The following is a 12,738-nucleotide window of genomic DNA, read 5'->3' as shown; positions in this document are numbered from 1 at the left end:
TCCTTTATGCTGAGGGAGCGTTTTCCTTCACTTGGCCCAGGCCATGACGCACCCGATTGACCAAGGTATATACCAACAGGGCGGCAACCACCGCCATCACACCATCGACCCAGGGCGCCCCGAGCCAACCCAGGGCGACACCGGTCGCCAACACGCCAAACACAAAGGCCCGATCACTTTTGCCCATCGGCCCGTCATACCGCCGCGAAGCCCCGACCATCGCCCCCAGCACGCCGGCGTATTCGCTGAACAACGCCAACAGCGTGACCAACAACACGAGCAACAGACTGGCATCGGGAATCAGGGCAAAAGGCAGGATCAAGGCAGTGTCGGCGATGATATCGCATAGCTCATTGAGGTAGGCGCCCAGATGCGATTGCTGGCCAAACTCCCGGGCGAGCATGCCGTCCACCGCGTTCAGGGCCATGCGCAGGAACATCCAGATGGGCACCAGCACGAACACCCAAGGGTGACTGGCGAACCCGGCGATCACCGCCCCCACCCACACCGAAATGACGCCTGCCAGCAGCGTCACCTGGTTGGCGGTGACACCCTTGTCGTAGAGCCGCTGGACCGTGGGGCGCAGCAGGTTTTGGAAGGCGGGTTTGAGCTGGTAGATGGAAGGCATTGGGTATATCTCGGCCGATTTTGGGGCAGGGCTTATGCTGGTGCGAGATTACGATAGGTTGAGGGGTTGCTGGCGGGTATTTCTTTGGAATGAGCGCGGGTCGGCATCTAAAACGAAATTTGCCGGTGGACAACCACCTGGGAGCGGGCTCAACTGTCCTTTTGTGGTGGGGGGATTTATCCCCGTTGGGCTGCGCAGCAGCCCCAAAACCAACGCGGTGCATCAAACAAAAAGATCTTCAGCCTGCTGGCCGCCTGCATCCACAGTGGCGGTAAAACCGACTCAAACCCTCCCGCCAGGGCAAATGAACAAGGAGTGTTTCAATGCTGCGAATGGATTGGCTCGCTGATCACATGGATAAATGCTATGGCGCGGTGTTTAGAGTCATCCATGGAGCTCCCACGCCAAGCGATTAAAATTTAGCGAATCGCCCTACATCCTTAGTCCCCTTCCCCTGACTTAATTCCCCTGTCATCCCCGGCAGAGTCTCGCGTTCGTCCCCGCACCGCGAGATTCCTGCATGTTTGCCCCCGACAAACTCCTGGCCCTGAACAACACCATTGGCTTGCTGGTGGTGGCGGCCATGGACCCCGAACAGCCGGATGTCGATGCGGTTTTCCAGGATTTTCGCACCTGCCTGAACGACTACGACGCCTGGGCTGAAAGCTTCTGGACCGGTTGGGCGTTGGATCTTGAGCAAGTGTTCAAGGTCGGCAACGAGGTGTCCCTGGCGGCGCCAAAAAACCTGGACACACCCATCAGCGCCGCGGTGGTGGCCTGCCCGGCGGAGGGGCCGCTGACGCTGGTGCACATGTTCCAGGCGGCGCGCTTCGTACCGATTGGCGACACCCCGGTGATGCTGGAACCGGTCATCGATGGCGAGCCCGGGCAGGAAACGTTTGGCGAGCCGATCCATCACGTGATCGGCCCCAGCGGCATCCTGGAAGTCCGTGAGTGTTGGCGGGGGCAGCGTTATCGCATCACCTTTTTTCCCCATGTGACGGCTGCTCACGTCAAGGCGTTGTACGCGTCTTACCAAGGCGTGATCGACGAACTCGAGGGTTGGCTGAAAGCGGAGTGGGAACAGTTTCAACCGCTGTGGAAGGCGTTTTCCGACGCCGGGTTTCTCGAGCGTTACGGCGTGTTGCAACAGGCCGATTGGCACGGCTTCGAAAAGGCCCTGCACCAGCTGTGGGACGACGTTAAACAGGTTTTCGGGTTGCTGGCCGATCTCCAGGCCAACAGCGAAAAGCTCTTGGAGTACCTGACCCGGGCCGAGCTTGAGCAATTACTGAAGGCTTCATCCGAGGCCATCGCCAAAGGGCTGATGGTGTTGAGCGACGAGCCGTTGCTCTTCGTTCACATGGCGGCGTTCGCCAGTTGGCTACGGATGCTGCCGCCCCAGTATCTGGCTGAAGTCGTCGCAGAGCTGCGCGCTTCGGTGCTGATCAATTTCCTGCTGATGCGTTTGACCGGGGGGCTGGGCCTGGGGCTGCGCATGAGCGGTAACGTCCTGGGCCGGGTCCGCTCGGAGCGGGCCCGGGCATGGTTGCTGGCGTCGAGCCTGAGATTGGGCCAACTCGCCCCCGACCGGCTCAATCAGCATGCCGATGTGCTCAAACCGTTGGTGGTCAGCCAGCGCGCGCCTCTAAAACCGACGCCTGTCGGACCTTTGCACATCACCCCTGAGCATTTCGCACCCCTGTCGGTCAGCAATCCGGCCGCCGTAGCGCGGGAAAAATCCCAAGCGTCTACCCGGCTGAGCAGGCACGAACCCCACGACGACGTCCCCGCCCAATCGAAAAACCCCAACGGCGACAGCGCCGACACCGCCGACCAGACCCAGACCAGCGGCTGCCCGGTGTCGATGGTCACCGGCGAGGAACTGCTGACCCTCGACGACGGCACACTCGATGGCCGCTTGCCGTTCGTCTTCACCCGTTTGTACCGCACCAGCGCCGCCGATCTGGACGTCGGACTCGGGCGTGGCTGGAGCCATGCCCTGGCCCATCGCCTGGAACTCCAGGGCGAGCAGGTCACCTGGGTCGACCAGGAAAACCGCCGCACGATCTTTCCACTGCCCAATGCCCTGCGTCCGGCGATCCATAACAGCCTGGCCCGGGCGGCGATCTACCTGGGCAGCGAGCCGGACGAACTGGTCATTGCCCAGCCCGGCGAAAACGCGCCTTTCCTGCACTTTCGCGACGGTCACCTGACCGCCCTCAGCGACCGCTACGACAACCGCCTGACCCTCCAGCGCAACATCCACGGCGACATCAGCCGCCTGGACAACGGCGCCGGGCGCTCCCTGCGCCTGCGTTATGAGCAGCGTCACCTGGTGGCCGTCGACTACCAGAGCTTCCACCCGGCCCTGACCCTCGACGACGCCTGGCGCACCGAACAGACGCTGGTGTCCTACCGCTACGACGGACGCTTCCGACTGATCGAAGCGACCAACGCCGCCGGTGAAAGCGAACGCTACGACTACGACGACCAGCACGTCATCCTCCAGCGGCAACTGGCTGGCGGGGCGAGTTTTTACTGGGAGTGGCAAGGCGTCGGACCAGCGTCCCGTTGTGTACGGCATTGGGCCTCGTTTGCGCAGATGGACAGCCGATACACCTGGGGCGAGGACGGCCGTGTCACGGTCCGGCACCTGGATGGCAGCCAGGAGGTGTATGTCCATGACGACCGGGCGCGGCTGGTGCGCAAGGTCGAGCCCGACGGCGGCGAGCACCGCAAGGCCTATGACGCACAGGGCCGGTTGATCGCCGAACAGGACCCGCTGGGGGCCGTCAACGAATACCGCTACGACGACGTCGGACGGCTGGTGGCGCTGATTCCTCCGGACGAGGCACCGACGTCCTACGAATACCGCAACGGTTTCCTGCACACCCGTTCCCGTGGCAAGGCCGTGTGGCGTTACCAGCGCAATGCCCGGGGCGATGTGGTTGCAAGCATCGATCCGGACGGCCAGCGCACGGAATATGCCTACGACGCCCATGGGCAACTGCTGACGAGGTATGACCCGGACGGTGGCGAACATCGCTTCACCTGGAGTCGCCTGGGCCAACTGACCGAAGAGCTCCTGCCCGACGGCGGTCGCCGGTGTTTTGCCTACGACGCCCTGGGGCGTTTGCTCAGCCGTCGGGACGAACACGGCGCCCTCACACATTACCAATGGGACGCCGTCGGCCGACTGCTGCAGGTGACCCTGCCCACCGGCGCCACCCGGGCCTGGAGCTACAACGCCTACGGCAAGGTCATCGCCGCGCGCGACGAAGAGGGCCGGATCACCCGCTACGAATACGCCGACGACCTGCACCTGGTCAGCCGTCGCCTGAACCCCGACGGCAGCGAGCTGAAGTACCGCTACGATTCGGCGCGGCTGTTGCTGACCGAGATCGAAAACGAATCCGGCGAAAAATATCAGCTGGACTACACGCCCAACGGCTTGATCCGGCAGCAAGTCGGCTTCGACGGCCAACGCACCGCCTACGCCTATGACCTCAACGGCCATTTGCTGGAGAAAACCGAGCACGGCGCAGACGGTTCGCAATGGGTCACCCACTACCAGCGTGACGCGGCCGGGCGGCTGCGGGTCAAGACCTTGCCCGACGGCCAGGCCATCGAGTACCACTACGACGCGTTGGGTCGGCTGGTCCACGTCGACGACGGCAGCGACCATCCGCTGGCCTTCGAATACGACGCCCAGGATCGGCTGGTCACTGAACACCAGGGCTGGGGCACCCTGCGCTATCGCTACGATGCCTGCGGGCGCCTCCACCACCTGCGCCTGCCGGACGACAGCCAGCTCGACTACCACCACGCCCCCGGTGGCGCACTGACCGCCATCGACCTCAACGGCGCGCGCCTGACCGAACACCGCGTTGACGGCGGCCGCGAACGGCAACGCCAGCAGGGCCAACTGCGCAGCGACTATACGTACGACGAACAGGGCCGCCTCAAGGCCCAGACCGTGTGGCAAAGCCCGCAGCAGCAACTGTTCTGGCGCGACTATGCCTACAGCCCCCGGGGCAACCTCCAGACCCTTTCCGACCACCGAAACCGCCGCAGCTACCAGTACGACCCGCTGGATCGCCTGACCCGCATCGACTTTTCCCACAGCGAGCCGCCGGAACACTTCAGCCACGACCCGGCCGGCAACCTGCTGATGCAGGACCGCCCCGGGCCGACCACCCTCAAGGGCAACCGCCTGCTGAAGGAGGGCGACCGCCACTACGACTACGACGCCTTTGGCAACCTGATCCGCGAACGCTGCGGCCAAGCCCTGGTCAGCGCCTACCGCTACGACAGCCAGCACCGCCTGATCGGCGTCACCAAGGCCGATGGCCGCGAAACGTCCTACCGCTACGACGCCTTTGGCCGACGCATCAGCAAGACCGTGGACGGCCTGACCACGGAATTTTTCTGGCAGGGCGACCAGCTCGTCGCCGAAAACAGCCCGCGCCACCACCGCAGCTACGTCTACGAACCGGGCACCTTCCGCCCACTGGCCCTGCTCGACGGCGAAGGCCCCGACGCCCGCCCGTTCTACTACCACCTCGACCATCTGGGCACGCCCCAGGAACTGACCAACCCCACCGGCCAGATCGTCTGGTCGGCGCGCTACAACGGCTATGGCCAACTCACCGAACTCCAGCACGGCAACGGCGAGCAACTGGAACAACCGCTGCGCTTCCAAGGCCAATACTTCGACCCGGAAAGCGGCCTGCACTACAACCGGCACCGCTACTACAATCCCGGGACCGGCCGCTACCTGACGCCCGACCCGAGCCAGTTGGCGGGTGGGCTCAATGGGTACCGCTACACGGTGAACCCGACGGGGTGGGTGGATCCGTTGGGGTTGGTGGATTGTCCGGGGAAGGGCGGGTGTCGGCCGGCGGTTGAGGAGCAGGATCCGGCGGTTAAGGTTGGGGTGGATGAGGGGGTAAAATCCCCTCCTAAACCTACATATCTTTATCGTGGAGACTTAAGGAAGCCAGAAGTCATTTTTAAAGAAGGTTTTATGAGCTTGGGGAAAAGCACTGATTTATTGCTTCATGTTTGGGATAACAGAAACCCGCCCAGTAATTTTGTCAGTACAACTACGGACGTTAATATTGGGACCTATTTTGGAACAAAATATAATACACGGAAAGGATATCTGTATATTCTAAAGAGAATTCCTGGGCGGGATGTGAACAAGGAGTTGCCTCGTAACGATGTTCCATATAGCTATGAGCGTGAGATTGCCATTCCTGATCGAGTAAAAACTGAAGATATTATCGGAGTCACTCCCTTGAATAAGGATGGTTCCTATGTTGGGTATTCTTTACCCAATCCTCAAAGGAAATAAAAAATGACGAAGCAAGTTATTCCGATTGTTAGAGATGGTCGAAGAGAAGAGGTGGTGCTTGATGTTAATGCAAGTAAATCAACCATCCTGCTGACTTTCAAAAGCGGTTGGTCAAAAAAATACTCTGGAGTGGATGTGTATGAGTGCCTTGGCAAAATTATCCAAGAGCACTCTGATTCAAAATTTTTATGCAAGGGAGCTAAACTGAGTGTGCGACCTTCTAGTATGTCCTCGCAAATGTCTTCAGGAATAGCTGCTTATGAACATGTCTTAGGTAAACGTGCATCGAGAGCGGATCTTGTTAATATATTCGATTATGAAGATCAAGATATAGTGAGTGACCCTCAGCTACAAAAAGATTATTTTTTTCTCTGGTTGGATTCTATAAAGGATGTGGATGAATAGAGTATGGATGTGTGGAGCAAGATATTTTGATCGATATTGCGATATAACTCGCGGTCCACTGCACAGTCAAAAGTCATCGAAGTCCCAATGTGGGAGCGAGCTTGCTCGCGATAGCAGAGTGTCAGTCACCATCAATAGCTACTGACCCACCGCTATCGCGAGCAAGCTCGCTCCCACAGGTTCATCAGTGACTTACAGGTCGCGGCTTCGCACTCAGCCATTAAAAAAAACACCCCTTTGGCACCGATAACATCGTTTCTCGGCCCCGCGGGTTTTCCCTATATTGGCCCTCAGATCCGGTGGATGGCTCAACGTCCACCCCCTCAGTGTGAGTAGCCTCAATGAACAATAAACCTGACAGCACAGGGCTTGATAACGCAGGCGCAGGAACCCGGGCGGTTTGGGGTGGGGAGCAAGTCAGGCACCCCTACAACGCCACGCAAACCCCCATCGTGGCCAGCGCCGCGTACGGTTACGACGACATCGACGTCTGGTACGACGTTGCCTTGGGCAAGGCCCCCGGCTTTATCTACAGCCGCATGAGCAACCCCACCGTCGAAACCCTCGAAGCCAAGATTCGCGAGCTGGAAATGGCCGAGTCCGCCGTGGCCTTCAGCAGCGGCATGGCGGCGATCAGCAGCGTGCTCTACACCTTCCTGGCCCACGGCGATCGCGTGGTGTCGACCAAGGACAGTTACGGCGGCACCAACAAGATCTTCGAAGAGTTCCTGCCGCGCACCGGCGTGGCGGTGACCTTGTGCGAGACCTTCGATCACGACGATCTGGAGCGTGAAATCGCCAAGGGTTGCCAGGTGCTGTACCTGGAAACCCCCACCAACCCGACCCTGAAAATCCTCGACATCCCGCGCCTGGTGGCAGCGGCCAAGCGTGTCGGTGCCGTGGTCGTGGCCGATAACACCTTCGCCACGCCGCTGAACCAGAGCCCGTTGGCGTTGGGGGTGGACGTGGTGATTCACAGCGCGACCAAATTCCTCAGCGGCCATGGCGACGTGCTCGGTGGCCTGGTGTGTGGCAGCGAAGCCTTGATGGCCCAGGTGCGGCATTATCGGGAAATCAACGGCGCGAGCCTCGACCCGTTCTCGGCCTACCTGATCATCCGTGGCATGAAGACCCTGGCCCTGCGCATGCGCCAGCAACAACACAGCGCCCGGGCCCTGGCCGAATTTCTCTGCACCGAACCGTTGGTGGAGGCGGTGAATTATCCTGGCTTGCCCAGCCACCCGAACCACGCCGTGGCTTGCGCGCAGATGTCCGGTTTCGGCGCCATCGTCAGTTTTGTCCTGGTCGGTGGCATGGACACGGTCAAGTTGCTGCTGCCACGCCTGCGCTTCGCCCATTGCGCGGGCAACCTGGGCGCGGTGGAAACCATCTATGGCCCAGCCCGCACCACCAGCCATGTCGAGAACACCTTGGAAGAACGCCTGGCCCTGGGCATCTCCGAAGGCTTGGTGCGGGTTTCGGTCGGCATCGAAGACACGGACGATCTATTGGACGATCTGAAACAGGCCTTCGCCTTCGTCAAAAAGACCCTCAATCCGCAGCTCAATGAAGCCCATGTCGAGGCCGCAAACTGAAGTTTGAAAGTTGGTACCCCACCACAAGGCCGTGAGTGGGGCGTTCATGAATAGGAATAATAATAAAGCTTAGTGGTGATGCACTTTTACTCTGCCCAATAACTTGTCGCGGACGTTGATGCGCGCCCTAACAACTTTCATGAGAACAACCATGTCCATAAAAGAACAACAACTTAATTCGCGTGCCGGTTTTAAACAGGAAATGCAGACGCGCCATATCGTCATGTTGGCGTTAGGCGGCGTCATTGGCACCGGGCTGTTCCTCACGTCCGGCTACACCGTCAACCAGGCCGGCCCCATGGGCGCGGTGATCGCATACATCATCGGCGCGCTCATGGTCTACATGGTGATGATGTGCCTGGGCGAACTGGCGGTGCAGATGCCCGAAACCGGTTCGTTCAGCACCTACGCCACGCGTTTCCTTGGCCCCGGCACCGGCTACACCGTGGCCTGGCTGTATTGGCTGACGTGGACGGTGGCCATTGGTTCCGAGTTCACCGCTGCCGGTATCCTGATGACCCGATGGTTTCCCGACACGCCGGTGTGGATCTGGAGCGCGCTGTTCGCCGGCGTGGTGTTCCTCACCAACGTGATTTCGGTGCGTTTGTTCGCCGAGACCGAGTTCTGGTTGTCGTTGATCAAAGTATTGACCGTGGTGGTGTTCCTGCTGATTGGCGGTGGCGCGATTCTCGGCCTGTTGAACATCGACCAGGCCCACAGCATCGGCTTGAGCAACTTCACCCGTGAAGGACTTTTCCCCACCGGCTTCATGCCGATTGCGATGACGCTGCTGGCGGTGTCCTTCGCGTTCTCCGGCACTGAATTGATTGGCATCGCCGCCGGTGAAACCAAGGACCCGCAACGCAATGTGCCACGCGCCATCCGCACCACGGTGCTGCGCCTGGCGGTGTTTTTCGTCGGGACCATTTTTGTCCTGGCGACCTTGTTGCCCCGCGAACAAGCCGGCCTGGTGGAGAGCCCCTTCGTCACAGTGTTCACCTACATCGGCATTCCGTACTCCGCCGACATCATGAACTTCGTGATCATCAGTGCCCTGTTGTCGGCGGCCAACTCCGGGTTGTACGCCGCCTCGCGGATGCTCTGGACCCTCAGCGACCAAGGCCACCTGCCCAAGCAGTTCTCGGCCCTGACCCGCATGGGCACGCCGCTCAACGCGATCATCGTCAGCATGGCCGGCGGCGCCGCCTCGTTGCTCAGCAGCGTGTTTGCCGCCGACACCATCTACCTGGCGCTGGTGTCGATTTCCGGCCTGGCCGTGGTGGTGGTGTGGATGAGCATCGCCGCGAGCCAGATCGCTTTCCGGCGCCACTATGTGGCCAACGGCGGCGACATTCGCAAGCTCAAGTTCCGGGTTCGCGGCTATCCGTGGGTGCCGCTGGGGGCGCTGGTGTGCTGCAGCCTGGCGTGCATCGGGATCGCCTTCGACCCTGAACAACGGGTGGCGCTGTACTTCGGTTTGCCGTTCATCGCCTGGTGTTACTTCGTGTATTACATTACCCGCAAAAGCCGCGAGCGACGCTTGTCGGTTGCCCTCGTGGCACAACCGTCCGACGCGTTCTAAGGCGCGTCGACGGGGCGGGCAAACGTGCCCGGTGCGTGGGGGTCAACGAGGTACAGATCATGAAGCAAAAAACGTTGCCCCCGTTGAACTGGCTGCGGGCGTTCGAAGTGTCGGCCCGCTGCCTGAACTTCACCCACGCCGCCGACGAATTGTTTTTGACCCAGGGCGCGGTCAGCCAGCAGATCCGCCAATTGGAAAGCCACCTGGGGGTGGCACTGTTCAAGCGCTTGCCCCGTGGCCTGGGCCTGACCGAGGAGGGCCAGGCCTACCTGCCAGTGGTGCAGGACGCGATCACGCGACTGGCGGTGGGCACCAACGAGATCTTTGGCCAGCACAAGCGCCGGCCAATCAAGGTGCGCGGCAGCCTGGCGTTTTTCGTGCACTGGCTGGCGCCGAAACTGGTGGATTTTCGCCAGGTGCATCCCCACGTCGACATCCGCTACATCAGCAACATCTGGGTCAAGGAACTGGACGGCGAAGACGACATGGAAATTCGCTGGGGCCATGGTCATTGGCCCGGCCTGGTGTCGCAACGCCTGACCTGGGACACCTTGTTCCCGGTGTGTTCGCCCGCCTTGATGACGACGCTGAAGGTGCCGGCGGACGTGGCCAGGCATCCATTGCTGCACGTGCTGGGCTACGAAGAGGGCTGGGGTTACTGGCTGAAAATGGTCGGTGCCGACTCGGTGGATTCCTCGACCGGCATGCAGTTCGACACGCTGGTCTGCACCTTGCGCATGGCCGAGCTGGGGCAGGGCATCGCCCTGGCGCGGTCGTCGATGGTCAGCGAGTTGCTGGAAGACGGGCGCCTGGTCGAACCTTTCGCCCAGCGCATCGAAGCCAGCGAATCGTTTTACCTGGTGCGCAGTTCCGGGGCCGAGCAACACCCGGACGCGGCGCGGTTTTCCACCTGGCTGGTGGAGCAGGCGCACCGTTTCAAGTGAGCCGTTTCAAATGAATATCCGGAGTTGACCATGCGCTATGTGAGTACTCGAAATTCAGCCGTGCAGGTCGATTTCGAAAAGGTCGTGCTGTCGGCCATCGCCGAGGATGGCGGCCTATTCGTCCCCGTCGAACTGCCGCAGTTCGAACCCCAGGACATCGCCAACTGGTCGACATTGTCCTATGACGAATTGGCCTACCGGGTGATGCGCCCGTTCGTGGGCGAGGCGATCCCCGAGGCCGAGTTAAAGCGGGTGCTCAAGGACGCGGGCAGCCAGTTCAGCCATCGCTCCCTGGCGCCGTTGCATCAGGTGGATCGCAACGAGTGGGTCCTGGAATTGTTCCATGGGCCGACCCGCTCCTCGAAGGACTTCGCCGCGCAATTGCAGGCGCGGCTGGTGCAGTACTTCCTGCGTAAGCGCGGGCGTCGCGCCGTGGTGATCGGCGTCACCAACGGCGACACCGGCCTGGCTGCCATCGAAGCCTTCAAGCACTGCGACGAGACCGACCTGGTGGTGATTTACCCCGAGGCCGGCGTGCCGCAGGACCAGCTTCAAGACCTGCAAGCGACGGTCCATCCGCGGGTCCATCAAGTGGCCGTCGATGGCAGTTTTGATGAATGCCAGACCTTGGTCAGCCAACTGTTCCGACAGCATGAGGCGATCAGTTTCAATTCCAGCAACTGGGTCAGCGTCATGGCGCAGTTGGTGTTTTATTTCCACGCTGTGTTGCAACTGGGCGGGGGGCAGCGGCCCATCGGTTTCAGCGTGCCGGCGGCGAGCTTTGCCGAAGTCTATGCCGGCTACATCGCGCAGAAAATGGGCTTGCCGATCACGCAGATGATCGTCGCCACCAACCAGAATGACGCGCTGCATCAGTTCTTTTTGAAGAACCACTACTCGCGATTGCGCGCCAGCAAGACCCTGTCGCCGGCCATGGATTTGTCGATTTTTTCCAACCTGGAACGGTTTCTCTGGGAGCTCTACGGCCACGATGATCAAGCGGTGAGCGCGCTGATGCACACCTTCGAAACCCGTGGCGAAATGACCATCGCCAACGAGTGCTGGCTACAGGCGCGGATGATCATCGACTCGTACGCGGTCAGCGATGAACAGACGCTGGAGGAAATCACCTCGCTGTATCGCGACACCGGCTACGTCATCGACCCCCACACCGCCACCGGCGTGCTCGCGGCGCGCTTGTATCGGCGCAGCCTGGTGGCACCGATGGTGACCTTGGGCGAGATCTCCCCGGTTAAATCGGCGCAGTTGCTCGGCGAGTTGGGGATCACCATTGCAGCGCAACAGCGTCCAGTTTCCGAGCATGGCCCTGCGCAGATTCATCGCATCCAGCCGGACGACCTCGGTGCCCTCCATCAACTGCTCGGCGCCCTATAACCGGAGGCCCCATGAAGCGAATTCTCGACCCCCTCGACGAACGCATCATCGCCGAACTGCGCCTCAACGCCCGCGCCGCCCACGCCGAACTGGCAGCCAAGGTCAACCTCTCGCGCAACGCCGTACGCCAACGCATCGAACGCCTCGAACGCGACGGCGCGATCCAGGGCTACACGGTGCGCACCGGGGAGGGCGCGCAAGCGTCGTCGAACATCAACGCGGTGATCTTCGTCTACCGCTACGACCGCATGCGCGGCGCCGAGGTATTGCAAGCCTTGCAAGCCATGCCGGAAGTGCTGCAGTGCGATGTGATGAGTGGTGAGTTTGATTTGATGCTGCGGGTCGGCGCGGCGAACCCGGAGCGGGTGCATAAGGTGTGGAAAGAGATCTCGGCGTTGCCGGGGGTGGAGAACACCGTGACGTCGTTTGTGCTGTCGTCGGTGGTCTAGGCGCGTTGTCTGGCCCACCCACAAAACCCTGTGGCGAGGGGATTTATCCCCGCTGGGCTGCGAAGCAGCCCCCCGCTTCTAGCACTCCCTTCATGACAACGAATTACTCTGTGGCGAGGGGATTTATCCCCGCTGGGCTGCGCAGCGGCCCCCCACTTTTAGCCCCCCCTTCATGACAACGAATTACTCTGTGGCGAGGGGATTTATCCCCGTTGGGCTGCGAAGCAGACCCGAAATCATCTGGCGCGGGGCACAAGGTTGATTGAGTTCAACCTTCTTGAGGGCCGCTGCGCAGCCCAGCGGGGATAAATCCCCTCGCCACAAATGGACCTCACCAACCTGAACTAAAAAAGCCACCCGACACTGGCTTTCCCAATGCCT

Annotated in this window: 8 protein-coding genes; 7 read left to right on the top strand and 1 reads right to left on the bottom strand. The window is 60.9% G+C overall.

Annotated elements, in window-relative coordinates:
• Nucleotides 1–4: 4 nt before the first annotated feature.
• A complete protein-coding gene (locus ACMTA2_RS28955) occupies nucleotides 5–628 on the bottom strand; it encodes a CDP-alcohol phosphatidyltransferase family protein (RefSeq protein WP_413792816.1) in 624 nt (207 codons plus the stop codon).
• A gap of 520 nt (nucleotides 629–1,148) precedes the next feature.
• Here ACMTA2_RS28955 and ACMTA2_RS28950 point away from each other — a divergent pair.
• The 7 genes from ACMTA2_RS28950 (at nucleotide 1,149) to ACMTA2_RS28920 (ending at nucleotide 12,357) form a co-directional block, all read left to right on the top strand.
• Nucleotides 1,149–5,987, top strand: a complete 4,839-nt coding sequence (locus ACMTA2_RS28950; protein WP_413792815.1) for an RHS repeat-associated core domain-containing protein — start codon at nucleotides 1,149–1,151, stop codon at nucleotides 5,985–5,987.
• A 3-nt stretch (nucleotides 5,988–5,990) separates the two neighbouring features.
• Nucleotides 5,991–6,392, top strand: a complete 402-nt coding sequence (locus tag ACMTA2_RS28945; protein ID WP_413792814.1) for a hypothetical protein — start codon at nucleotides 5,991–5,993, stop codon at nucleotides 6,390–6,392.
• 341 nt (nucleotides 6,393–6,733) lie between these two features.
• Nucleotides 6,734–7,987 (top strand): cystathionine gamma-synthase family protein, encoded by a 1,254-nt coding sequence (locus tag ACMTA2_RS28940; protein WP_413792813.1) that lies wholly within the window; start codon nucleotides 6,734–6,736, stop codon nucleotides 7,985–7,987.
• Nucleotides 7,988–8,138: 151 nt separating this feature from the next.
• Complete coding sequence (locus ACMTA2_RS28935) at nucleotides 8,139–9,569, top strand: amino acid permease (RefSeq protein WP_413792812.1); 1,431 nt, start codon at nucleotides 8,139–8,141, stop codon at nucleotides 9,567–9,569.
• Between the two features lie 59 nt (nucleotides 9,570–9,628).
• On the top strand, nucleotides 9,629–10,513 hold the full coding sequence (locus ACMTA2_RS28930; RefSeq protein ID WP_413792811.1) for a LysR substrate-binding domain-containing protein: 885 nt from the start codon (nucleotides 9,629–9,631) through the stop codon (nucleotides 10,511–10,513).
• Between the two features lie 30 nt (nucleotides 10,514–10,543).
• Nucleotides 10,544–11,908, top strand: a complete 1,365-nt coding sequence (thrC, locus tag ACMTA2_RS28925; protein ID WP_413792810.1) for a threonine synthase — start codon at nucleotides 10,544–10,546, stop codon at nucleotides 11,906–11,908.
• Between the two features lie 11 nt (nucleotides 11,909–11,919).
• The gene (locus ACMTA2_RS28920) at nucleotides 11,920–12,357 is read left to right on the top strand and encodes an Lrp/AsnC family transcriptional regulator (protein ID WP_053125728.1); all 438 of its coding nucleotides are present in this window, start codon (nucleotides 11,920–11,922) and stop codon (nucleotides 12,355–12,357) included.
• The last annotated feature ends 381 nt before the right edge of the window (nucleotides 12,358–12,738 follow it).

This window comes from Pseudomonas medicaginis (assembly GCF_965119365.1).
Classification (GTDB): domain Bacteria; phylum Pseudomonadota; class Gammaproteobacteria; order Pseudomonadales; family Pseudomonadaceae; genus Aquipseudomonas.
Note: the sequence above shows the minus strand (reverse complement) of the source record. Positions and strands in the feature narration are given on the sequence as shown.